General features: G+C 71.7%; 21 protein-coding genes. 10 read left to right on the top strand and 11 right to left on the bottom strand.

What is annotated here, in order from left to right; all coding sequences use genetic code 11:
* Window positions 1-104 precede the first annotated feature (104 nt).
* From ABZ656_RS44425 to ABZ656_RS44410, 4 genes are read right to left on the bottom strand one after another with little or no spacing between them, the layout of a single operon-like run.
* On the bottom strand, window positions 105-1,037 hold the full coding sequence (locus tag ABZ656_RS44425; protein ID WP_360276406.1) for an ABC transporter substrate-binding protein: 933 nt from the start codon (window positions 1,035-1,037) through the stop codon (window positions 105-107).
* A 14-nt stretch (window positions 1,038-1,051) separates the two neighbouring features.
* Window positions 1,052-1,723, bottom strand: coding sequence for an ABC transporter permease subunit (locus ABZ656_RS44420; RefSeq protein ID WP_060898941.1), 672 nt, complete (start codon window positions 1,721-1,723; stop codon window positions 1,052-1,054).
* Between the two features lies 1 nt (window position 1,724).
* Window positions 1,725-2,366, bottom strand: a complete 642-nt coding sequence (locus ABZ656_RS44415; protein ID WP_101404782.1) for an ABC transporter permease — start codon at window positions 2,364-2,366, stop codon at window positions 1,725-1,727.
* Complete coding sequence (locus ABZ656_RS44410) at window positions 2,363-3,421, bottom strand: ATP-binding cassette domain-containing protein (protein ID WP_360276401.1); 1,059 nt, start codon at window positions 3,419-3,421, stop codon at window positions 2,363-2,365. Before ABZ656_RS44410 ends, ABZ656_RS44415 begins: the two co-directional genes overlap by 4 nt.
* Window positions 3,422-3,563: 142 nt before the next feature.
* On the opposite strand from ABZ656_RS44410, the gene ABZ656_RS44405 reads away from it, so the two are divergent.
* The 3 genes from ABZ656_RS44405 (at window position 3,564) to ABZ656_RS44395 (ending at window position 7,098) form a co-directional block, all read left to right on the top strand.
* On the top strand, window positions 3,564-5,411 hold the full coding sequence (locus ABZ656_RS44405) for an aromatic amino acid ammonia-lyase (protein WP_360276398.1): 1,848 nt from the start codon (window positions 3,564-3,566) through the stop codon (window positions 5,409-5,411).
* Window positions 5,412-5,536: 125 nt separating this feature from the next.
* Window positions 5,537-6,370 carry a MurR/RpiR family transcriptional regulator gene (locus ABZ656_RS44400; protein ID WP_360276411.1) on the top strand — a complete coding sequence of 278 codons (834 nt, stop codon included), beginning with the start codon at window positions 5,537-5,539 and terminating at the stop codon, window positions 6,368-6,370.
* Between the two features lie 158 nt (window positions 6,371-6,528).
* Window positions 6,529-7,098: a hypothetical protein gene (locus ABZ656_RS44395; protein ID WP_099941738.1), complete on the top strand. Its 570-nt coding sequence runs from the start codon at window positions 6,529-6,531 to the stop codon at window positions 7,096-7,098.
* A gap of 23 nt (window positions 7,099-7,121) precedes the next feature.
* Here ABZ656_RS44395 and ABZ656_RS44390 read toward each other — a convergent pair whose 3' ends face one another.
* The 5 genes from ABZ656_RS44390 to ABZ656_RS44370 form a co-directional block, all read right to left on the bottom strand.
* Window positions 7,122-7,496, bottom strand: coding sequence for a hypothetical protein (locus ABZ656_RS44390; RefSeq protein ID WP_075027337.1), 375 nt, complete (start codon window positions 7,494-7,496; stop codon window positions 7,122-7,124).
* Between the two features lie 66 nt (window positions 7,497-7,562).
* Complete coding sequence (locus ABZ656_RS44385) at window positions 7,563-8,072, bottom strand: roadblock/LC7 domain-containing protein (protein WP_101404786.1); 510 nt, start codon at window positions 8,070-8,072, stop codon at window positions 7,563-7,565.
* 38 nt (window positions 8,073-8,110) lie between these two features.
* Window positions 8,111-8,842 carry a hypothetical protein gene (locus ABZ656_RS44380; protein ID WP_101408064.1) on the bottom strand — a complete coding sequence of 244 codons (732 nt, stop codon included), beginning with the start codon at window positions 8,840-8,842 and terminating at the stop codon, window positions 8,111-8,113.
* Window positions 8,843-8,955: 113 nt separating this feature from the next.
* A complete protein-coding gene (locus ABZ656_RS44375; protein WP_054236907.1) occupies window positions 8,956-9,354 on the bottom strand; it encodes a hypothetical protein in 399 nt (132 codons plus the stop codon).
* Between the two features lie 269 nt (window positions 9,355-9,623).
* Window positions 9,624-11,132 carry a diaminopimelate decarboxylase gene (locus ABZ656_RS44370; protein ID WP_101404787.1) on the bottom strand — a complete coding sequence of 503 codons (1,509 nt, stop codon included), beginning with the start codon at window positions 11,130-11,132 and terminating at the stop codon, window positions 9,624-9,626.
* Between the two features lie 206 nt (window positions 11,133-11,338).
* Here ABZ656_RS44370 and hutU point away from each other — a divergent pair, with 206 nt between their 5' ends.
* The 4 genes from hutU to hutI are packed head-to-tail and all read left to right on the top strand — an operon-like array spanning window position 11,339 to window position 16,792.
* Entirely contained in the window at window positions 11,339-13,012 is a 1,674-nt protein-coding gene (gene hutU / locus ABZ656_RS44365) for a urocanate hydratase (protein WP_101404788.1), read from the top strand.
* Complete coding sequence (locus tag ABZ656_RS44360; protein WP_360276392.1) at window positions 13,009-14,238, top strand: allantoate amidohydrolase; 1,230 nt, start codon at window positions 13,009-13,011, stop codon at window positions 14,236-14,238. The genes hutU and ABZ656_RS44360 overlap by 4 nt, the downstream gene beginning before the upstream one ends.
* Window positions 14,235-15,569 (top strand): formimidoylglutamate deiminase, encoded by a 1,335-nt coding sequence (locus tag ABZ656_RS44355; protein WP_319748912.1) that lies wholly within the window; start codon window positions 14,235-14,237, stop codon window positions 15,567-15,569. Before ABZ656_RS44360 ends, ABZ656_RS44355 begins: the two co-directional genes overlap by 4 nt.
* Before the next feature lie 35 nt (window positions 15,570-15,604).
* Window positions 15,605-16,792 (top strand): imidazolonepropionase, encoded by a 1,188-nt coding sequence (gene hutI / locus ABZ656_RS44350; RefSeq protein WP_360276389.1) that lies wholly within the window; start codon window positions 15,605-15,607, stop codon window positions 16,790-16,792.
* Between the two features lie 134 nt (window positions 16,793-16,926).
* On the opposite strand, the gene ABZ656_RS44345 is transcribed toward hutI, so the two are convergent.
* Together ABZ656_RS44345 and ABZ656_RS44340 are read right to left on the bottom strand one after the other, a co-directional pair.
* A complete protein-coding gene (locus ABZ656_RS44345) occupies window positions 16,927-18,435 on the bottom strand; it encodes an RICIN domain-containing protein (protein WP_360276386.1) in 1,509 nt (502 codons plus the stop codon).
* A 223-nt stretch (window positions 18,436-18,658) separates the two neighbouring features.
* Window positions 18,659-19,579 (bottom strand): RNA polymerase sigma factor SigF, encoded by a 921-nt coding sequence (locus ABZ656_RS44340; protein ID WP_360276384.1) that lies wholly within the window; start codon window positions 19,577-19,579, stop codon window positions 18,659-18,661.
* A 238-nt stretch (window positions 19,580-19,817) separates the two neighbouring features.
* Between ABZ656_RS44340 and ABZ656_RS44335 the strand changes: the two genes are divergently transcribed.
* The 3 genes from ABZ656_RS44335 to ABZ656_RS44325 all read left to right on the top strand — a co-directional run bounded on the left by ABZ656_RS44335 (window position 19,818) and on the right by ABZ656_RS44325 (window position 21,886).
* Window positions 19,818-20,186, top strand: a complete 369-nt coding sequence (locus ABZ656_RS44335) for an STAS domain-containing protein (protein WP_067376101.1) — start codon at window positions 19,818-19,820, stop codon at window positions 20,184-20,186.
* Between the two features lie 283 nt (window positions 20,187-20,469).
* On the top strand, window positions 20,470-20,985 hold the full coding sequence (locus ABZ656_RS44330; protein WP_075027342.1) for an ATP-binding protein: 516 nt from the start codon (window positions 20,470-20,472) through the stop codon (window positions 20,983-20,985).
* A 181-nt stretch (window positions 20,986-21,166) separates the two neighbouring features.
* Window positions 21,167-21,886, top strand: coding sequence for an LPXTG cell wall anchor domain-containing protein (locus ABZ656_RS44325; protein WP_101404793.1), 720 nt, complete (start codon window positions 21,167-21,169; stop codon window positions 21,884-21,886).
* Window positions 21,887-22,045: the final 159 nt, after the last annotated feature.

Below are 22,045 nucleotides of genomic sequence, written 5' to 3'. Positions count from 1 at the left end.
CCCTCGCGGACCTTCTGGGTCAGGGCGTCTACCCAGACGAACGCGTAAGGGCCTTGGTCCAGGGGCCAGGAAATGCCCCCGGGCCCCCGACGGTGTTCGACCGTTCACGCCAGCTTCTTGCTCTTCAGCCACGCGTTGGCGACCGCGTCCGGGTCCTTCTTCTCCTTGTCCACCAGGCGGTTGAGCTTGGTCAGTTCCCCGGAGGTGAGGACGTTGCCGAGGGTGGCCAGGGCCTTGCGGACCTTCGCGTCGGCCTTGCGGGAGGCGATGAGGGGGACGATGTGCTGGGAGGGGATCAGGTTGAGGGGGTCGGTGAGGACGACCCAGCCGTTCTCGATGACGTCCACGTCCGTGGTGAAGACGTTGGCGACGTCGATGTCGCCCTTCTTCAGGGCGCCCTTGACCAACGGGCCCGAGGAGTCGAGGGACTTGAACTCCTTGAACTCCACCCCGTAGCGGTCCTTGAGGCCCACCACGCCGACGACCCGCTTCTTCATCTCGGCGGCGGCACCCAGGACGAGTTTGCCGTTGGCCTTGCGCAGGTCGGCGAGGGAGGTCAGGCCGTACTTGGCCGCCGTCTCCTTGGTGACGGCGAAGCTGTCGCGGTCCTCGGCCGCCGCGTAGGGGAGGACTTCGAGGCCACTGGGGAGCACGGTCGTCAGCGTGTTCTGCATTGCGCCGGCCTCGGTGTCCGTGGCCTTCGCGTCGAGGTACAGGAGCAGGCTGCCCTGGTACTCGGGGAGGAGGTCGATGTCGCCGCCCTCCAGCGCGGGCACGACGATCTCGCGCGAGCCGAGGTTGGGGCGGACCTTCGTCTTGATGCCCGCGGCTCCCAGGACACCCGCGTAGAGGTAGCCGAGGATCTGGTTCTCGGTGAAGTTGGCGGTGCCGATGGTCACGCCGCCGGCGCTGGATCCGGATCCGCCGCCGCTGCCGCCGCCGGAACTGTCCAGCGAGGTGATGCCGCTGCTGCAGGCGGCCAGGGCGGGGACGGAGGCCGCGGCGAAGAGGCCGCCGAGCAGAGTCCTACGGTTCATGGTTCTTCGGCTCCTCAGTGGGCGGCGGTACGGCGGTGACGGAACAGGTAGCGCTGGAGTCCGGCCAGCGCGAGGTCGAGCACGACGGCGACGATCGCGACCAGCGCCGCCCCGCCGAGGACCTGGACGAGGTCGCGCTGCGCCAGGCCGTCGAAGACGTACCGGCCGAGGCCGCCGAAGCTGACGTACGCGGCGATCGTGGCGGTGGACACCACCTGGATGAGGGAGAGACGCAGGCCCGTCATGATCAGGGGGAGGGCGAGCGGGATCTCGACCTGGAACAGGACCTGGTGGCCGCGCATGCCCTGGCCCCGCGCCGCGTCCTTCACCTCCGGGTCGACGGCGCTCATGCCGGCGTAGGTGTTGGTGACGATGGCCGGTACCGCGAGGACGACGAGGGCCACGTACACCGACCACAGGGACAGGCCGCTGACCAGGAAGACCAGGACGACCAGGCCCACGGTCGGCAGCGCCCGGCCGAAGGAGGACAGGTTGATGGCGAGGAAGGCGCCCTTGCCGGTGTGACCGATCAGCAGGCCGAGCGGGAGCGCGATCGCGGCCGCGATGAGGGTGGCGAGGAGCGAGTACTCCAGGTGCTCGGCGATCCGGTGCGCGATGCCGTCGGTGCCGGCCCACTGATCGCCGCTGACCAGCCACTTGGCGAGGTTCTTGAAGAGTTCGTACATGTCAGGCTCGCCGCCTCGTCCACGGAGTGAGTACGTACTGGATCGCGACCAGCAGCGCGTCCGCGACCAGCGCGAGCAGCAGGGTCAGGACCACGCCGACGATCACCGGCGTCGGGAAGTTGCGCTGGAAGCCGTCCGTGAAGAGCTGGCCGAGTCCGCCGTCGCCGATGTAGGTGGCGACGGAGACCAGGGAGATCGACATGACCGTCGCGATCCGCACGCCCGCCATGATCACGGGGAGGGCGAGCGGGAGTTCGACGGTGAGCAGGGTCCGCAGCGGGCGGGTGCCCATCGCCTTGGCGGCTTCCTTGGTCTTCACGGGGACCGAGTCGAGGCCCTCGACCGTGTTCCGGAGCAGGACGACCAGGGTGTAGACCGTCAGGCCGATGACCGTGGTGGTGCGGGTCAGGCCGCTCACCGGGAGCAGGAGGACGAAGATCGCGATCGACGGGATCGTGAAGAGGACGTTCGAGAGGCCGAGGAGCATGCCGCGCAGGGCGCGCACCCGGTGGGCCACGACGGCCAGCGGGAGGGAGATCAGCAGGCCGAAGAAGACGGCCAGCAGCGCGGCCTGGAGGTGGGAGAGGGCGAGGGAGGCGAGGTCGTGGGTGTGGTCGCCTATCCAGGACCAGTCGACGGTCATATCGCCACGCTCGCGGTGCCGTGGGTGCCGTGGGTGCCGTGCGCCTTGCTCGCGTGCTCGTGGATGTCGTCGCGGGAGGTGACGCCGGTGAGCACGCCGTCGGCGTCCACACGTGCCACCAGTCCGGTGGGTGAGGCGATCGACTCGTTGAGCGCCGCCAGCAGGGAGTCGGTGTCCTTGAGCGGTCTTACGGGGAGTTCGGCGTCGTCCGCCGTCGCACGCCAGTGCCGCGGCTTGCGGGCCTCGTCGAGGACGAGGGTCCAGGGGCCGCCCTCGGGGGCCGCGCCCTGCGGTACGCCGGCGAGGTGCTGGAGCGAGAGGAGCTTGAGGCCCCGCTCGGCGCCGAGGAAGTCGGCGACGAAGTCGTCCGCGGGGCGGGCGAGCAGGTCGGCCGGGGTCGCGCACTGCACCAGATGGCCGCCGGTGCGGAAGATCGCGATCTGGTCGCCGAGCCGGACGGCCTCGTCTATGTCGTGGGTGACGAAGACGATGGTCTTGCTGAGCTCCTTCTGGAGGCGGAGCAGTTCGTCCTGGAGCTGGGTGCGGACGACCGGGTCGACAGCGCCGAAGGGCTCGTCCATGAGCAGGACGGGCGGGTCGGCGGCGAGCGCTCGGGCCACGCCGACGCGCTGCTGCTGGCCGCCGGAGAGCTGGTGCGGGTAGCGCTTGCCGGCGTCGGCGGCGAGGCCGACGGTCTCCAGGAGCTCGGCCGCCCGCGCCCTGGCCTTCTTGCGGCCCCAGCCCAGCAGCAGCGGCACGGTGGCGATGTTGTCGAGCACCGTGCGGTGCGGGAAGAGGCCGGCCTGCTGGATGACGTAACCGATGGAACGGCGCAGTTCGGCCGCGTCCTGCTCGAGGACGTCCTTGCCGCCGACGCGGATGGTGCCGGAGGTCGGATCGACCATCCGGTTGATCATCCGGAGGGTGGTGGTCTTACCGCAACCGGAAGATCCGACGAGGACGGTCACGCCGCCTTCCGGCATCTCCAGAGAGAGGTCGTGGACTGCGGTGGTGCCGTTGGGGAAGCGCTTGTGGACCGTGTCGAACTGGATCATGAGGTGTCCCTTGCCCGGTCTGCATATCGTCATGCAGAGTTCTCTGTACCTGAATAGGTTGTCAACGGTCCGGTGTTAATCACTGGTTACTTATGACCACCAGGCAAGATCCAATGTCGGGATTGAGGGGAGTTTGGGCTCTATGTCGTCTCGGAATGCGGACACGCCGAGCGTGGTGGTGGCCGGCCTCACCGCCGGTCTGGTGGTGCTCGACGGGTGCAGCACCGGTGTCGCCGACATCGTGCGGCTCGCCGACGGGGCCGCGCGGCCCGTTCCCGGCACCGAGGCGATGAAGCGCGTCGAGCAGTCCTGGGACGCCGCCCGGCAGATCGCCGCCACCGGTCGCGTCTACGGGCGCTCCACCGGCGTCGGCGCCAACCGGAACGAGGACGTGCCGACCGAGGCCGCCGCCGAGCACGGGCTGCGCCTGCTGCGCAGCCACGCCGGTGCCATCGGCGACGAGCTCCCCGCCCGCCAGGTCCGGGCCATGCTCGCCGTCCGCGCCAACCAGCTCCTGGCGGGCGGAGCGGGCCTGCGGCCCACCGTCGTCACGGCTCTGTGCGAGGCCCTGGAGACCGGCGCGTACCCGGTCGTGAACGAGTTCGGGTCGGTGGGCACGGGGGACATCGCGGCGCTGGCCCAGGTGGGACTGGCGCTGGTGGGGGAGCATCCCTGGCGGGGGCCGGATGGCTCACGGACGTCGTCCGTGCCTGCTGTGCCGTCCGGGCCGTCTTTGTCGTCCGGGCCGTCTTTGTCGTCCGTACCGTCCGGGCCGCGGTCCCCGGGGCAGGGAGTGCCGTCCCGGGGCCAGGGCCAGGGCCAGGGCCCGGGTCAGGGTCAGGGCCGGGGTCAGGGCCGGGGTCAGGGTCAGGGTCAGGGGCAGGGCCGGGGTCAGGGCCCGGGCCCGGGCCCGGGCCCGGGGCAGGGTCCGTCGGCCCAGGGGCTGTCGCCGCTCGGTCTCGGGGAGAGGGTGGCGTCCTTCGGGGAGGAGGTGTCGTCCGTCGGGCAGGGCCTGCCCCCCGAACCCCAGCTCCTCGACAACAACGACGCACTCGCCCTCATCAGCAGCAACGCCCTCACCCTCGGGCAGTCCGCGCTCGCCCTGGACGAGCTGCGGGGGCTGATCGAGGCCACACAGGTCGTCGCCGCGCTGTCACTGCTGGCCGTCGACGGATCGCACGAGGCCTACGCGGCACCCGTGCACGCCGCGCGCCCGCACAAGGGCTCGGCCGAAGTCGCCCGTCGGATGCGGGAGTTGATCGGAGCGGAGGACCGGCCCACCCCGCCGCTCGGGCGGATCCAGGACCCGTACGGTTTCCGGTGCATCCCGCAGATCCACGGGCCCGCGCAGGACGCCGCGGACGCCCTCGAAGGGGTCCTGGTCGTCGAGATCAACGCCGCCGCCGAGAACCCCCTCATCTCGCCCGAGGACATGGCCGCGTACCACCACGGTGGCTTCTACCAGGCTCAACTCGCCCTCGCCCTGGACCACTTCAGGCTCGCCGTCACACAGGTGGCGCGGCTGTCGACCTCACGGCTCTCCACCCTCAACGAACCCGCCTACACCCGCCTGCGCCCCTTCCTCGCCGACCACGAGCCCGCGTCCTCCGGCGTGATGATCCTGGAGTACGCCGCCGCGGCCGCCCTCGGCGACCTGCGCGCCTTCTCCGCGCCCGCCTCGCTCGGCCACGCTGTACTCTCCCGGGGCGTCGAGGAACAGGCGAGCTTCGCCTCGCTCGCCGCACGGCAGACACTGCGGGCGTGCGGTGCCTACCGTCTCGTCGTGGGCTGCGAACTGGTCTCCGCCGTACGGGCGCTGCGCCAGCGCGATCTGCGGCCCGACCCGGAGCTGCCGGTCGGACGGGCGATGGAACTGGCCGAGTTGGTGCTCGGCCTGGACCAGACCGACCGGCCGCTGACGGACGACGTGACGGCGGCGGCCGCGCTGCTCGACCGGTTCACGGACATCTGGAGGGGGAGCGAGTCATGAGCGTGGACAGGAGCATGGACGTGAGCGCGGAGGCGAAAGCCGGCGTGAAGGCCGGCGTGAAGGCCGACGTGAAGGCCGACGTGAAAGCCGACGTGAAAGCCGGCGTGAAGGCCGGCGAGAGCGTGATGGACAGTCCCGCCGGGCGGCTGCAGGCGCTCTTCGAGGGGCACCGGCTGACGCCCACCCAGCGGCGCATCGCGCACAGCATGGTGCGCAGCGCCGCCGACGTGCCGTTTCTCTCCAGCGTCGAACTCGCCGAACTCGCCGGGGTCAGCCAGCCCTCCGTCACCCGCTTCGCGGTCGCGCTCGGCTTCGACGGCTACCCGGCGCTGCGCAAGCACCTGCGCGAGGTCGCGCCCACCGAACAGTCGGCGACCCCGGGCTCGTACAACGAGTACCAGCAGGCCGTCGAGGCCGAGATCGAGAACCTGAAGCACCTCGCCGAGGTGCTCGCCGACCCGCGCCCGGTGCAGCGCGCGGGACGGCTGCTCGCCGCCTCCCGTCCGCTCCCGGTGCTCGGACTGCGCGCCGCCGCCTCCCAGGCGTACGGCTTCGCGTACTTCGCCGCCAAGGTCCACCCGGACGTACGGCTGCTGCACGAGGGCGGCACCATGCTGCACGACCGCATCGACGCGGCCGTCCACGCCGGAGCCACTGCCCTGCTCTGCTTCGCGCTGCCCCGCCACCCGCGCGAGGTCGTGGACTCGCTCGCCTACGCCAAGGGGGCCGGGCTGACGGTGGTGACGGTCGCGGACTCCGCGTTCGCGCCGGTCGCCAAGGTCTCGGATCTCCTCCTGCCCGCCGCCGTCGGCACCGGACTCGCCTTCGACACGGCCTGCTCCCCGATGCTCCTCGGGCGCGTTCTTCTGGAAGCGATGTGCGACGACATCCCGGACTCCCAGACGCGGCTGGAGGAGTTCGACGCGCGGGCGGCGGCCAGGGGCCTGTTCGTGGAGTAGCCGCGGTCCCATGCGGGGGCCGGGGTTCGGCGGAGCAGTCACGGTTCGGTGGAGTGGCCCCGCTTCTCAGACTCGTCTCACCTTCGCTCGTTAGCGTGCGCGCCCAAAGACGCTGAAGACGCAAGCAGCCGAAGACGCAAGCACGGGAGGCGGAGAACGTGGCGCGCGGAGGGCAGGGCCTGGCTCGGGTGGCCGTCGTGGTGAGGGCCGGGGCGGCACCACTGTGGTGGTTCGGGGTGTTCGCGGCCGGTATCGGGGTGCTGTTGCCGGGGTTGACCGGACGCCGGATCGGGGTCATGGCCGGGGCCGCGCTGTTCATCCTCGCGGCGGTCGTGGTGGCGTACACCCGCAGGAAGCGGTACGCCGCACTCGTCCGCTCGGCCGCACGCGCGAGCAAGCAGGACGTGCTCCAGGACCGGGCCGTGACGGTACGCAACTGGCGCCGGGGCCATCGCTGGTGGCTGCTGCTCGCCTTCGTGGCCGCGCTCGGCAGCTCCTTCGCGGTGCCCGCCGCGGGCGGCATGCTGCTCGCCGGTGCGGGCGTCGGGCTGTGGCTGAAGGCCGGCTGGCTCGGGCGCCGGGAACGGGCCGAGGAGGCGCTGATCTGGGTGCGCGTCGACTGGCTCGGCCGACGTGCCGGTGCTCCCGCCGGAAAGCCGGTCAAGGCCTGCCGGGCCACCGGAGTGGCGGCCGGCGACGCCGCGCCCGGCGGAGCGCGACGCCGCTGACCCGAGGCGGCGACTGGGGGTCGCTACACCTCGAGGTCCGCCTCGATCCTCTTCAACTGGTGCCGGGCCATCGCCAGGTTGGCCCGCTTGGAGTCGAGGACCAGGTACAGGAAGAGCCCGTTGCCGCCGCGCCCCTTGATCAGCCGGATCAGGTGGTACTGGTCGGACAGCGTGATCAGGATGTCCTCGATCTCGCCCTTCAGCCCGAGGTGTTCCATGGTGCGGATCTTGGCGCGGACCACGTCGGTGTTGCCCGCCGCCGCCACGGTGAGGTCGAAGCCCTTGCTGCCGCCGATCGTGCCCAGCGCCATTCCGCTGGTGTAGTCGACGAGGGCGGCTCCGGTCGCGCCCTCGATGGAGGCGAGTGCTTCCTTCAGCGCGGTTTCGGTGTTCGTCATGGTGTGGTTCTTCCTTTCGGCTTGTCGTCCCGACTTTTCGGTCCGACTCTCGGGCCGACTCTTCGGTCAGCTTTCCGATGCGGTGGGGGTGTTGGGGGTGGGGGTCGGGGGCGTGCGGGGCGTGCCGCGCGCCGCACGGGTGCGCGTCGGCATGGAGGCGGGCCGCGCGGGAGCCCGCGCCGGGGCGACCGGTTCACCGCGTGCCGTCGCGGCCTCCACGAGCTCGCCGATCCGAGTACCGGAACGGCGCCCCTCCAGATGCAGCCGGCCGACATTGACCCGGTCCTGGGCCAGCAGCGTCAGCACGGCGGAGCCGCCCGCCGCGTACGTCGCGACATAGCCGTCGACGCCGCGCACCAGCAGTTCGCGGAACTCGCCCTGCCCGGTGGCGTCCGCCATCCGCACGGCCACCCCCAGCGCGGCCGCGGTGAGCGCGGCCACGCCCTCGGGCTCCACTCCGGGCGTGTCATGGGCGAGTACGAGTCCGTCGACGCTGGCCGCCAGAGCACCGGTCAACTGGGGCACGCGGGCCCGCAACCGGTGCAGCTCGTCGAGGACTTCGGGTTCCGCCGCCATCAGCAGTCTCCTCTCGGCACGCTGTCGCAGCGCGCGGATCACAGGGCCTCCAGCGCGTCTCGGAGCCGGCGCAACAACGCGACGTCGGGATCGGCGGAAGACTGGGTGAGCACCTTGGGCAACGGCGCACGCTCCGGCGCGTTCGCTGCCGTGACGAACCCGGCCGCGGCCAGCCGGCGGACGTCGACGAGGGTGTGGAACGCGGGCCGCCCCAGGGCGAGCGAGATGTCCGACGCCGTCCGCAGACCGTCCACCCGGCCGAGCACGGCCCACTGGCGCAGGGGGACCGACGGCTCGGCGGCGCGCCGGACGCGCGCCAGCGGGGCGGTGTCCGTCGCCGGGTCGGGCCAGACCCGGTGCAGCAGCTGGCGGCGGCGCAGCGTCTCACGCTCCACCGCGGCCACGGGCACGGGACGCACCGGACCGAGCCAGTGCGCGGCCCCGTACCGGAACCGGGCCGGAGTGCTGCTCGGCCCCAGCACGAAGTACGCCGCGTCGTAAAGCGCCCCGAGATGGCACAGCTCCAGCGCGCCCTCGGCGATCCGGCCGCGCTCGACCAGGAACCGCCCGACCCGCCGCCGCGCCCCGGCCTCGGCGACCGCCTCCCGCCAGGACTCGGCCGCCAGCACTCCGCGCGCGGTGAGCAGCACGTCGAGCGAGGGGGTGGCGGGGCTTTCGGCGTGCACGACCTCGCCGTCACAGAGGTAGAGCACCCCGCGCTCGCGCACCAGCACGCCGGTGGCCCGCTCGGCGGCGAGTCGGCTGAGCATGGGCGAGAGGCCGACGGGGACCGCCGCCCTGTCGGTGTCGGTGTGCTTGTCGTGGTCTTGGCCGCTGTCCTTGCGCACGGCGAGTTCGAGTGCGGGCGGTGTTCTGACCGTCGTCATCCCAGCACCAGCCGTCCGGCCATCTCACCGAGCCGGATCCGGGCCAGCGCGAGATTGCCGTCCGCCCGGTCCAGCCACAGATGCAGGAACACGCTGCTGTCGAACGTGGTCCTGACGAACCGCAGCAGGTGGTAGCTGTCACGGTTGCTGACGATCAGGTCCTCGACCGGGGTCTCCTGCTCGGACCAGTCGGACCCGTCGGACGGGGCGAACGCCTTGTGCTCCGCGGCGAGCCGGGCGAGCTCGGCCGCCTCCGCCGCGGTCGTCTCGTGGTCACCGCCCGGGGCGTCCCCGACCGTGCCCAGGGCCAGCCCGCTGGTCCAGTCGACCACCGCGGCGCCCCGGGCACCGGGCAGTCGCATGGCTTCCAGTAGGCACTCGTCGATTCCGGGCACCACGTATCCCCTCCCGCCAAAGGGTTCGGCCGAGTGACGCCGAAGTTACGCAACGTATGCGCGACGGGTGAGGGATCTGGCATTTTCCTGTGGAACATGCGCGCGGTGACTAAGGTGGGTCAACTGGCCATATTTTCAGTCCTCTTGACGCTGCTCGGATGCTGGTGAGGGCGTTGCGAAGGCGCACCGGGGGGCGCTCGCAGGTACACCGGGGTGCGCGACGAGGCCACACACGCCGTGTTCTGTTTCGGGGTGCCGGGTGCCGGGTGCTACAGCGCCGTGAGCGCTGTCGGCCGCGCGCCGCCCGACTCCGCGACGATCTCCTCGACGCCCTGCGGCTCCCGTACGACCGCGAACCGCACGTCCGTACTCCTGCCGCCGTCGCCGTTCCCGCCCTCGACCGACGCGAAGCCGTAAACGCCCGGCCGGGCCAGGGAGTTGTACGCGTAATGGTGGGCGAAGTAGTACGCGCCCGTGTCCAACGCCGCCGCGTAGTCGCCCTGTTCGAGCAGCGGGAGCGCGCGCCCCTCGGCGAGCAGGTCGCCCGCGAAACAGGCGGGCCCCGCGATGTCCTGGACGACGTCCGGCCCCGCCTTGGGTTGCCCCAACGCGTCGTACGCGGCGATCCGCAGCGGCCAGGACCCCGGCGCGTACACCGTGCGGGTCGCGATCTGCACCCCGGCGTGCGTGACCGCGACCGGCCGGCCTCCGGCGGACTTCGCGTACTCGACCCGCGCGACCACGGTCCCGTGCTTGGCCAGCAGCGACCGCCCGAACTCGGTGACCAGTCCGTACCGCCCGTCGAAGAGCCCCGGCACCGCCTCGGCGAGCAACCGTGCGTACTGCGCGTACGTCGGGGTCGTGACGTCGGAGCCGAAGTTGACCGGCAGTCCGCCGCCGATGTCGAGCGTGTCGATCTGCTGCCACCCGACACGCCGGTTGATCTCCTCGGCGAGCGCGTACGTCTCCGCGATCCCCCGTGCCATCAGCGAGAGCGGGATCCCCTGCGATCCGGTGTGCGCGTGCAGCCGGGTCAGCCACGGCCGGTCGGCGTACGCCTGGACGATCCACTCCCGGGCGCCCTCGTCGCGCAGCGCGACCCCGAACTTCGAGGTCGCCGTCGCCGTGGACAACGCCTCGATGGAACCCCCGCCGACCTGCGGGTTCACCCGGATTCCGATGGGGGCGCGGGGGGAGCGGGGGTGCGGGGATCCCGCGGGACCGCCGTTCGGCCCGTCGGGCAGGTCCCCTACCAGGCCGTCGATGCGGTCCAGCTCCTGCGGATTGTCCGCGTTGACGGCGATGCCCAGTGCCAGCGCCTCGCGCAGCTCGGCGATCGTCTTGGCGGGTGAGTCGAGCACGGTCTCGGAGGGTGGCACTCCGGCCGCCCGTGCGAGGGCGAGCTCGCCGGGGCTCGCGACCTCCGCGCCGATGCCGTGCTCGTGCAGCAGCCGCAGTACGGGCACCAGCGGGGTCGCCTTCACCGCGAAGGCGTGCAGCACGGGTGTGCCCGGTGCCGTCACCGCGTCGAAGGCGGCCCGCAGCTCCGCCACCGAGGCCTTGATGCCGGGAACGTCGAGGAGGGCGATGATGGGGGCCTCGGGCCCCAGCAGTCCATGCTCCACGGCGGCCCGGACGGCATCGTCGCGCCGCGCCACGCGATCGGAGCCGGACTCACCTCCGCCCGCCGAAGGCGCCTCACCCGAAGACGCCCCGCCCGCCGAAGGCGCCCCGTTTGCCGAAGGCGCCTCACCCGAAGACGCCACCGCTGAAGACATCCCGGTCGAAGGCGTCCCCGTCGAAGACACCCCGGTCCCTGCCGCCCCATCGCTCACTGAATCCTCCTTCGTGTCCCTGTCTGTGCCCATACATCCCAGCCAAACATCCGCGCCACGCCCCCGCTGGCCCACTCAACTATTGACTAGCTCTATTCAAGAAGCCAGGATGTGAATATCTACTGCAACAGTCCGCTAGGAGGCAGACCATGTCAGGACCCCGCCCCGTCCGAGCGCCGCGCGGTACGGAACTGAGTGCCCTGGGATGGCAGCAGGAAGCCGCCCTGCGGATGCTGCAGAACAACCTCGACCCCGAGGTCGCCGAGCACCCCGACAAGCTCGTCGTCTACGGCGGCACAGGCAAGGCCGCCCGTGACTGGCGCTCCTTCGACGCCATGGTCCGCACGCTGCGGACCCTCAAGCAGGACGAGACGATGCTCGTCCAGTCCGGCCGCCCCGTCGGCGTCATGCAGACCCACGAGTGGGCCCCGCGCGTCCTCATCGCCAACTCCAACCTCGTCGGCGACTGGGCGAACTGGGAGGAGTTCCGCCGTCTGGAGGCCCTCGGTCTCACGATGTACGGCCAGATGACCGCCGGCTCCTGGATCTACATCGGCACCCAGGGCATCCTCCAGGGCACCTACGAGACCTTCGCCGCCGTCGCCGCCAAGAAGTTCAACGGCACACTCGCGGGCACCATCACCCTGACCGCCGGTCTCGGCGGCATGGGCGGCGCCCAGCCGCTCGCCGTGACGATGAACGACGGCGTCGCGATCTGTATCGACGTCGACCCGCGGGCCATCGAGCGCCGCATCGAGCACCGCTACCTGGACGTGAGGGCCGACTCCCTGGAGCACGCCCTCCAGCTCGCCGTCGAGGCCCGCGACCAGCGCAAGCCGCTCTCCATCGGCCTCCTGGGCAACGCCGCCGAGCTGCTGCCCCGCATGCTCGCCGAGAGCGCCCCGATCGACATCGTGACCGACCAGACCTCGGCCCACGACCCGCTGGCCTACCTCCCCATCGGCATCGACTTCGACGACATGGCCGACGCGGCCGCCAAGGACCCGGCGGGCTTCACCACCCGCGCCCGTGAGTCCATGGCCAAGCACGTCGAGGCGATGGTCGGCTTCATGGACGCCGGCGCCGAGGTCTTCGACTACGGCAACTCGATCCGCGGCGAGGCCCAGCTCGCCGGGTACGAGCGGGCGTTCGCCTTCCCCGGCTTCGTCCCCGCCTACATCCGCCCCCTCTTCTCCGAGGGCAAGGGCCCCTTCCGCTGGGCGGCCCTCTCCGGCGACCCGCAGGACATCGCCAAGACCGACAAGGCGATCCTCGACCTCTTCCCCGAGAACGAGTCCCTGCACCGCTGGATCAAGCTGGCCGGTGAGCGCGTCCACTTCCAGGGCCTGCCCGCCCGGATCTGCTGGCTCGGCTACGGCGAGCGCGACAAGGCCGGCGAGCGCTTCAACGACATGGTGGCGTCCGGCGAGCTCGCCGCGCCCCTGGCCATCGGCCGCGACCACCTCGACTGCGGCTCCGTCGCCTCCCCGTACCGCGAGACCGAGGCCATGCTCGACGGCTCCGACGCGATCGCCGACTGGCCGCTGCTGAACGCCATGGTGAACGTCGCCTCCGGCGCCTCCTGGGTCTCCATCCACCACGGCGGCGGCGTCGGCATGGGCCGCTCCATCCACGCAGGGCAGGTGTCCGTCGCCGACGGCACCAAGCTGGCCGGCGAGAAGATCCGCCGCGTGCTCACCAACGACCCCGGCATGGGCGTCATCCGGCACGTCGACGCCGGGTACGACATCGCCGAGTCCGTTGCCCAGGAGCGCGGCGTGCGCATCCCGATGCGCGAAGGCGACGAGGGCGGCGCCGCGTGACCTTCCACAGCATGTGGGCGGAGCTGCTGCCGATCGGCCGCAGCACCGCCTCCGGCGGCTACCGCCGCTTCGCCTGGACCGGGGCCGACGCCGACTGCCGGGTCTGGTTCCGGGCCCAGGCCGAGTCCCGCGGGCTGCGCTACGAGCTGGACCGCAACGGCAACCAGTGGGCCTGGCTCGGTGACCCCGCCGAGGGCGACGCCGTCGTCACCGGGTCCCACCTGGACTCCGTGCCCGACGGCGGGGCCTTCGACGGGCCTCTCGGCGTCGTGTCGTCCTTCGCGGCCCTGGACGAACTGCGCTCAAGGAAGGCCGAGTTCACCCGTCCCCTCGCCATCGTCAACTTCGGCGACGAGGAGGGCGCCCGCTTCGGACTCGCCTGCGTCGGCTCCCGGCTGGCCGCCGGACAGCTCACCGTCGAGCAGGCCCACCGGCTGACCGACGGCGACGGCATCACGCTCCCGCAGGCCATGGAGCGCGCCGGACACGACCCCGACACCATCGGTCCCGACCCCGAGCGCCTCGCCCGCATCGGCGCCTTCGTCGAACTGCACGTCGAGCAGGGCCGCGCCCTCGACCTCAGCGGCGACCAGGTCGGCATCGCCAGCGCCATCTGGCCGCACGGCCGCTGGCGCTTCGACTTCCGGGGCGAGGCCAACCACGCGGGCACCACCCGGCTCGTCGACCGCCGCGACCCGATGCTGTCGTACGCCGAGACCGTGCTCGCCGCCCGCCGGGAGGCCCAACTCGCCGGTGCCGTCGCCACCTTCGGCAAGATCTCCGTCGAGCCGAACGGCGTGAACGCCATCCCCTCCCTCGTGCGCGGCTGGCTCGACTCCCGCGCCGCCGACCAGGCGACCCTCGACACGGTCGTCACCGGCGTCGAGAAGGCCGCCCGCGAGTACGCGGAGGCCCAGGGCGTCGAACTCGACGTCGTCCGCGAGTCGTTCACCCCCGTCGTCGAGTTCGAGCACGCCCTGCGCGACGAGCTGGCCCGCATCCTGGGCAAGGACGGGGAAGGGGCCGCGGGACTCACGGTTCCCGTCCTGGGCACGGGCGCCGGACACGACGCCGGAATCCTCTCCGGGACCGTCCCGACCGCCATGCTGTTCGTACGCAACCCCACGGGTGTCTCGCACTCCCCGGCCGAGTACGCCGCCGAGGACGACTGCGTGGCCGGGGTGACCGCACTCGCCGACGTACTCGAAGGGCTGGCCTGCAGGTGACGCAGACGTACTGGCTTGAACACGCCTGGCTCGACACCCACGTCGAGCCGGGCGTGGCCCTGGACGTGACGGACGGGCGGATCACCGCCGTCCGCGAGAACACCGCCACCCCGCCCCCCGGCGCCGAGATCCTCCGCGGACTCACCCTCCCCGGCCTCGCCAACGCCCACTCGCACGCCTTCCACCGCGCCCTGCGCGGCACCGTCCAGGTCGGCTCCGGCACCTTCTGGACCTGGCGCGAGATCATGTACTCCTTCGCGGACAGGCTGACCCCGGACACCTACCACGCGCTCGCCCGCGCCGTGTACGCGGAGATGGCGCTCGCGGGCGTCACGGCCGTCGGCGAGTTCCACTACGTGCACCACACCCCCGGCGGTACCCCCTACGCCGACCCGAACGCGATGGGCGAGGCGCTCGTCGCGGCCGCGGACGAGGCCGGCATCCGGATCACCCTCCTCGACACGGCCTACGTGTCCTCCGGCTTCGGACAGCCGCCCAACCCCCACCAGCGCCGCTTCTCCGACGGCAGCGCGGAGGCCTGGGCGGAACGCTCTTCACTTCTCAAGGACCGTGATCACGCACGGATCGGTGCGGCCATCCACTCCGTACGGGCCGTGCCCGCCGGACAGCTGGCGACGGTAGCGCGCTGGGCCGAGGAGCGGCAGGCCCCGCTGCACGTGCATCTGTCGGAGCAGACGGCGGAGAACGACGCCTGCCAGGCCGCCCACGGGTGCACCCCGACGCGGCTGCTCGCCGACCACGGCGTGCTCGGCTCCCGCACGACCGGCGTCCACAACACGCACCTCACGGACGAGGACATCGCGCTGCTGGGCGACTCCCGGACGGGCACGTGCATGTGCCCGACGACGGAACGGGACCTGGCGGACGGCATCGGCCCCGCCGCCGCCCTCCAGCGAGCCGGCTCGCCCCTCTCCCTCGGCTCCGACAGCCACGCCGTCATCGACCTCCTCGAAGAGGCCCGCGCGATGGAGCTGAACGAGCGCCTGCGCACCCGCACCCGCGGTCACTGGACGGCGGCCGCCCTGCTGCGCGCCGCCTCCGCCGACGGCCACGCGGCCCTCGGCTGGCAGGACGCGGGCACCCTCGAAGCGGGCGCGCTCGCCGACTTCACGACGATCGCCCTCGACTCGGTCAGAACAGCGGGACCGGTGCCGCGCCTGGGCGCCGAGACGGCCGTATTCGCGGCGACGGCGGCCGACGTACGGCACACGGTCGTGGGCGGCCGGCATGTCGTACGCGACGGGGCGCACGCCCTTGTTCCCGAGGTGCCGCAGGCCCTCGCGCAGGCAGTCGAAGCCCTGCGCGCCTAGAGACGACCGCCGAACTCCGCCCCCACGAGGACGCCATGAGCAGCACCACCGGCACGACCACCGTCATCACCAACATCGCCAGTCTGGTCACCAACGATCCCTCCCTCGGCGACGGATCCCCCCTCGGTCTGATCCAGGACGCGGCCGTCGTCATCGAAGGCGACCGCATCGCGTGGACCGGTGACTCAAGAAAAGCACCCGCCACTGACAACCGGGTCGACGCCGGTGGCCGGGCCGTGATTCCGGGCTTCGTGGACTCCCACTCGCACCTCGTCTTCGCGGGCGACCGCACCCAGGAGTTCAACGCCCGCATGTCGGGCCGCGGCTACACGGCGGGCGGCATCCGCACCACCGTCGCCGCCACCCGCGCCGCCAGTGACGAGGACCTGGAGCGCAACCTCACGCACTACCTCCACGAGGCGCTGCGCCAGGGCACCATCACCTTCGAGACCAAGTCGGGCTACGGCCTCACCGTCGAGGACGAGGCCAGGGCGCTGCGCATCGCGGCGGCGCACACCGAGGAGGTCACCTACCTCGGCGCACACATCGTCTCCCCGGACTACGCCGACGACCCGGCCGCGTACGTGGCCCTGGTGACCGGCGAGATGCTCGACGCCTGCGCCCCGTACGCCCGTTGGATCGACGTCTTCTGCGAGAAGGGCGCCTTCGACGGCGACCAGGCCCGCGCGATCCTCACGGCGGGCAAGGCGAAGGGCCTGCACCCGCGCGTCCACGCCAACCAGCTCTCGTACGGCCCCGGCGTCCAGCTCGCCGTCGAACTCGACGCGGCGAGCGCCGACCACTGCACCCACCTCACGGACGCGGACGTCGAGGCCCTGGCGAACGGCCGGACGGTCGCGACCCTGCTCCCCGGCGCCGAGTTCTCCACCCGCGCCGAGTGGCCGGACGCCCGCCGCCTCCTGGACGCGGGCGTGACCGTCGCCCTCTCCACCGACTGCAACCCGGGCTCGTCCTTCACCTCCTCCGTCCCGTTCTGCATCGCGCTGGCGGTACGGGACATGGGGATGACCCCGGACGAGGCGGTCTGGTCGGCCACGGCGGGCGGCGCGGCGGCCCTGCGCCGCACGGACATCGGCCGCCTCACCGTCGGCGCCCGCGCCGACCTCGCCCTCCTGGACGCGCCCAGCCACGTCCACCTCGCCTACCGGCCGGGCGTACCGCTGGTCACCGGCGTCTGGCGGCGCGGCGTACGCGAGCTCTGACCCAGAGGTCACGGGGCCGGGGTTACGGGGCCGGGGTTGCGAGGCCGGGGTTGCGAGGCCGGGGTTGCGAGGCCGGGGTTGCGAGGCCGGGGTCACGAGGCCGCGGTCACGACGCCGGGGTCACGACGCCGCGGTCACGAGGCCCCCGCCCGCCACCGCTGACTCGTACCCCCGTCGAGCGGCAGCAGGGACAGGCCGTCTCCGCCGCTCGGCGTGACCGCGGTCTCGACGGCGATGGACGGGCGGATCACGCCGTCGTCGTCCACGGTGAACCTCAGGTTCTGGCCGTGGCTGCCGTCGATCGAGCCGCAGTCCCAGATCCCGACGCCGTTGTCGACGGAGCCGCGGCTGTCCAGACAGAGGTCGGAGTCGGCGTACGACTGCAGGACGCCGCGCCCGGAGTCGACCCGCCACCGCTGGGTGCGGGCCGAGGTGCAGGGGGCCGTGACGACGTCCGTGCCCTGCGTCAGATCGCCGTCGCGGATGTCGAGGCACAGGCCCGAGGCGATGTTCACGACCTGGGCGTAGTCGCTGCCCGGCGGGTAGGCCGGGGTGGGCGTGGGGGACGGCGTCGGACTGGCCGGTCTCGACGGGGAGGGGCTCCGCGTCGGGGAAGGGGACTTGCTGGTCGCGGACGGCAGCGGGGCCGGGGGCGAGGGGGTCGCCGAGACGGTCGCCGTCACCGTCACCTGCGGCACGCTCGACGGGGTGGTGACCGAGCCCGCCGTGTTCTGGGACGGCGAGCCGCCCGACGACAGCACGACGAACAGCAGCGGCACAAGGGCGACGCCGAGGGCCGCCGCCGAGGTCAGGACGAAGCGGCGGGACGGCGGCCAGGGCCCCGACGAGGCGGGGACGCCGGGCCGGGGCTCGCCCGCCTCGCTCATGACGTACGCCGTGCCCGCCCACGGCAGCAGTCCCTCGGCCAGGGCGGTGCGCGGATGGTCGCGCAGGGCGGACAGCTCCTCGTACGCCGTCGTGCAGTGCGCGCAGTGCGCCATGTGGGCGTGCAGGTCGGGGCTGGAACGGGGGTTGTCCGGCCGCAGCGACTCCTCGATCAGCCGCCGGAAGTCCCCGCAGCGCGGGTCGTCGGAGGCGGCGAGCCGGGACTTCAGACAGGCCTGGCCCAGGGCCTGCAGCGCGGGCTGCCCGCCGTACGTCACGTCCTCACGGGTGAGGCCGAGCAGGACGGCCGCCCGGTCGGCGGGCTCCTCTTCCACGACTCCGTACCAGAGCAGGCCCTGGGTACGGGACGGGAGGGACTGGAACGGGGCGAGCATGGGCGGCACGGGCCCGCCGGGGCCCGCCGTGCTCAGCACGAGGAGCAGACCGGGGTCGAGGCCGGCGGCCCGTTCGTCCCTCGCCCACGAGGCGGCCACCTGCCCCGCCAGCAGCAGGAGCCGGTGGCGCCATGGGACGCTCGGGTTCGAGCCGCGCGCCGTCTCCTGGGCCGCCAGGGTGAACGCCTGCGCCGCGAGCTGCCGCGCTGCCGACTCGCTACGGGTGCACAGGCGGGCGTAGGCGAGGACGGACGGGCGGTGCCGCTCGCGGAGTTCCTGGAGGGCCGGATAGGCGCTGTCGGTGTCGGCGCTCAGCAGTTCGGTGAGCCGCGTGTCGGACGCGCCCGCGTCGTCCTGAGCCATGTGTCGGCCTCCTCGTACCCCGTGCGGTCACTCGCTCCCGTCCTGACGTACCAGCCAGTTTGGAGTGCTCATGGTGACGGGGATGGCCCTTTGAGGAAAGAGGGAAGAAGGAGGCGCAAGAAAAAAAGCGGTCCGGAGCCGTCGGCGCCGGACCGCTCTCAGCTGAAAGAGAGCCGGACCGCTCTCAGCCGAAAGAGAGAGGTGCCGGAGGGGGCAGGGAGCGTCACTCCTCGACCGTCAGTGCCTTCCGCAGTCGCACCAGCGTCCGTGACAGCAGCCGCGACACATGCATCTGCGAGATCCCGAGCTCGTCACCGATCTCGGACTGCGTCATGTTGGCGACGAAGCGCAGCGAGAGGATCTGACGGTCACGCGACGGGAGTTCGGCGATCAGGGGCTTGAGCGACTCCACGTACTCGATGCCCTCGATGCCGTGGTCCTCGTAGCCGATGCGGTCCGCGAGCGCGCCTTCGGAGTCGTCCTCCTCGGGCTGGGCGTCCAGCGAACTGGCCGTGTAGGCGTTCGAGGCGGCCATGCCCTCGACGACCTCGTCGTTGGTGATGCCCAAGTGCTGCGCCAACTCGCCCACCGTGGGCGCCCGGTCGAGCTGCTGGGCGAGTTCGTCGCCCGCCTTGGCCAGGGTGAGACGCAGTTCCTGCAGTCGGCGCGGTACGCGCACGGACCAGGAGGTGTCGCGGAAGAAGCGCTTGATCTCGCCGATGATGGTCGGCATCGCGAAGGTGGGGAACTCGACGCCGCGGCTCAGTTCGAAGCGGTCGATCGCCTTGATCAGGCCGATCGTGCCGACCTGGATGATGTCCTCCATCGGCTCGCTGCGGGAGCGGAAGCGGGAGGCGGCGAACTTGACCAGCGCGAGGTTGAGCTCGACCAGCGTGTTGCGCACGTACGAGTAGTCGTGGGTGCCTTCTTCGAGGGACTCCAGCCGCTCGAAGAGGGTCTTGGACAGGGCCCGTGCGTCCACCGGTCCCACCTCGTCGTACGGGGGGATCTCGGGAAGTCCGTCGAGTCCGTCGAGTCCGCTGGTTCCGATTTCGTCGAGACGCTCCGGGCGTTCCAGAGAAGGTGTCGACGTCGCCGTCTGGGTCTGCGATCCGTCGAGCCGGGGTGACATGGTGTCCTCCATCGTTCTCGGCATATGGCCGCCGATGCCAATGCGTGCACTGCGGTGTGCGGCGCCTCCGAAGCCGGCCGTGTCGAATAGGTGTCGCTACTAGCCCTACCCGCTTTCGCGCGCCGCCCGCAAGTGCGTTGCGTGATGAAATGTCCATTTTCGGGGGGTTGTTCGGGTGTCGGGGATCGTGTGGAAGGCGTAGTGTTCGAGTGCGTACATCAGCAGTCGCGACGCTCGGGAGAGAGACGGCATGGACCGCCAGACGGTCGGCAGCGCACAGTCGGGCCGGCTTCTAGTCGAGGTGCGGGAAGAGGGCTCAAGCGCCGTCGTGACCCCCGCGGGTGAGTTGGATCACCACACGGCTGAATTGTTGCGTGAGCCACTCGAGGACTGCCTTGACAAGGGGCGCTCGCGACTGGTCGTGGACTGCTCGCGACTGGAGTTCTGCGACTCCACCGGGCTGAACGTGCTGCTCGGTGCCCGGCTGAAGGCCGAGGCCGCGGGTGGCGGAGTCCATCTGGCGGGAATGCTGCCGGTGGTGGCCCGGGTCTTCGAGATCACCGGGGCGGAGGCCGTCTTCACCGTCCACGAGACGCTAGATGCGGCCCTGGCCGACTAGGCGGGGCGGTCGGGGCCCCGCCTCGGCATGCTCCGGAGTCCCCCTGCGATCGCGGCATCGCCCGCGTCACCCCGTTCCCGTCGAACAAAGGGGGTGTTCCGACGGATCGGTCGGGCAGGAGACATCCTGACTATGTCGGCAACAATCGGTGGGAACGTCGTAGGTGATCGTCGTAGATATTCGTCCGGAACGCCCTGAGTGCGGAAGCATCCGCGGCGCGTACCACATGCTGAGTACTGAGTCTTGAATCGTGAAACTGGTGAATCGGTGAGGTGAAGCGCTGATGAGCACCACCCGGCCTTACTCGCCGGGCGACCGCGGCCCGGAGTCGGGCGACGGCGGCGCTTCCGGGGCACCTGGGGGCGGCGGCCTGGCCGTCCCGTCAGGAGGGCGTCAGGCCCGCAGGCTGAGCTTCGACGGCGAGAGCGGCGTCGTGCCGCTCGCCCGCGACTTCGCCCGCCAGGCGCTGCACGCGTGGGGCTGGCTGCCCGCCGCGAGCGCCGACCAGCGGGCCGCCGCCGAGGACGTTCTGCTGGTCGTCTCCGAACTTGTCACCAACGCCTGTCTGCATGCCGAGGGTCCCGACGAGCTCCGGATCGCCTGCGACAACAAGGTGCTGCGCGTCGAGGTCTCCGACCGTGGCGCGGGCCAGCCCGCCCCGCGCACCCCGCACCGCGCCGGCCGCCCCGGCGGCCACGGCATGTTCATCGTGCAGCGGCTGTGCCTGGACTGGGGAGTCGTACGCACTCCGGGGGTCACCGGCAAGACGGTGTGGGCGGAACTCGGGGCGCCCGCGTAGTCCCACCCGATCCCGGGTGTAACTCCCACCTTGGGTTACCCACGGTTCGAACCCTTCTTCGTACGTTGCCGAACGCGCGCCGGATCTCCTCGGATCCGGCGCGCACTTTGTCTTCCCTCCACAAGGGACCGGGCGTACCTTGACGGCCGATCTGATGTTCCGTCAGGAATGAGGCCCCGAGGTGTCGTACCGGACGTACCAGAAACGAACCGCCGCGCTCGCGTTCGCCGCGGCCCTGGCCGGCTCGGCGGTGCTGATGGCCGCCCCTGCCGCCGAGGCCGGCGTGGTGAACGTCAACTACCAGTGCAAGACGCCGATCGGCGACAAGAGCGCCGTCTCGCCCATCGACATCAAGAGCGTCAAGAGCGGCAGCGGCTACAAGCTCACCATGTCCTGGCAGAAGGGCGTCTCCTCCAGTCCGGTGGAGCTCGGCAAGGGCGCGATGAGCCCGAGCGCCGTGATCAAGGTGGGCGGCGCGGACAGCGGCACGGTGGCCGTGAGCGGCCCCGCCAACGCGGCCGCGATCCCTGCCAACACCCCCATCAAGATCAGTGACTTGTCGGGTACGTACACGCCGAAGAAGACCGGCAAGGTCACCTTCACCGCGGGCGTGCTCACGATCAAGGCGCTCGGCACGACGACCACCTGCACCCCCACGAACAACCCCGGGCCGTCGCTGACTCTCGACGTCACGGCGGCGGGCGGCGGTTCGGGGAGCGGCGGATCCAGCAGCTCGGGCGGTTCGACGGGCTCGACCGGCACCGACTCCGGCGGCCGGCTCCCGCAGACCGGTCCCGACGACTCGGCGATCGCCCTCGGCACGTTCGGCGGCACGGTGCTGCTCGCGGGCGCGGCGGGCACGCTGTGGCTGACCCGCAGGCATCAGACGACCCGCCGCTGAGGGCGCCGCGCCCCCGTACGACCAGCAGGAGCCGCCGATGCCGTACGCCCCCGTCCTCCGCTGTGCCTTCGCCGGACGGCCGGGCTCGCCCCCGCGAACGTCACCGCCGTGAGGCCTCGCGCGGCCTTGTGCGTGTCCTTCGCCGCGCCGTCCTCGTCG

Source organism: Streptomyces sp. NPDC007095 (assembly GCF_040634475.1).
Lineage (GTDB): Bacteria > Actinomycetota > Actinomycetes > Streptomycetales > Streptomycetaceae > Streptomyces.
This window is presented reverse-complemented; position numbering and strand designations above follow the sequence as displayed.

Coding starts and splice junctions, on each gene's coding strand:
- ABZ656_RS44345 (WP_360276386.1), bottom strand. CDS start 18,435: ATGGCTCAGGACGACGCGGGCGCGTCCGACACGCGGCTCACCGAACTG.
- ABZ656_RS44390 (WP_075027337.1), bottom strand. CDS start 7,496: ATGACGAACACCGAAACCGCGCTGAAGGAAGCACTCGCCTCCATCGAG.
- hutI (WP_360276389.1), top strand. CDS start 15,605: ATGAGCAGCACCACCGGCACGACCACCGTCATCACCAACATCGCCAGT.
- ABZ656_RS44415 (WP_101404782.1), bottom strand. CDS start 2,366: ATGACCGTCGACTGGTCCTGGATAGGCGACCACACCCACGACCTCGCC.
- ABZ656_RS44380 (WP_101408064.1), bottom strand. CDS start 8,842: ATGCTCAGCCGACTCGCCGCCGAGCGGGCCACCGGCGTGCTGGTGCGC.
- ABZ656_RS44340 (WP_360276384.1), bottom strand. CDS start 19,579: ATGGAGGACACCATGTCACCCCGGCTCGACGGATCGCAGACCCAGACG.
- ABZ656_RS44385 (WP_101404786.1), bottom strand. CDS start 8,072: ATGGCGGCGGAACCCGAAGTCCTCGACGAGCTGCACCGGTTGCGGGCC.
- ABZ656_RS44335 (WP_067376101.1), top strand. CDS start 19,818: ATGGACCGCCAGACGGTCGGCAGCGCACAGTCGGGCCGGCTTCTAGTC.
- ABZ656_RS44420 (WP_060898941.1), bottom strand. CDS start 1,723: ATGTACGAACTCTTCAAGAACCTCGCCAAGTGGCTGGTCAGCGGCGAT.
- ABZ656_RS44400 (WP_360276411.1), top strand. CDS start 5,537: ATGGACAGTCCCGCCGGGCGGCTGCAGGCGCTCTTCGAGGGGCACCGG.
- ABZ656_RS44405 (WP_360276398.1), top strand. CDS start 3,564: ATGTCGTCTCGGAATGCGGACACGCCGAGCGTGGTGGTGGCCGGCCTC.
- ABZ656_RS44425 (WP_360276406.1), bottom strand. CDS start 1,037: ATGAACCGTAGGACTCTGCTCGGCGGCCTCTTCGCCGCGGCCTCCGTC.
- ABZ656_RS44330 (WP_075027342.1), top strand. CDS start 20,470: ATGAGCACCACCCGGCCTTACTCGCCGGGCGACCGCGGCCCGGAGTCG.
- ABZ656_RS44410 (WP_360276401.1), bottom strand. CDS start 3,421: ATGATCCAGTTCGACACGGTCCACAAGCGCTTCCCCAACGGCACCACC.
- ABZ656_RS44370 (WP_101404787.1), bottom strand. CDS start 11,132: ATGTCTTCAGCGGTGGCGTCTTCGGGTGAGGCGCCTTCGGCAAACGGG.
- hutU (WP_101404788.1), top strand. CDS start 11,339: ATGTCAGGACCCCGCCCCGTCCGAGCGCCGCGCGGTACGGAACTGAGT.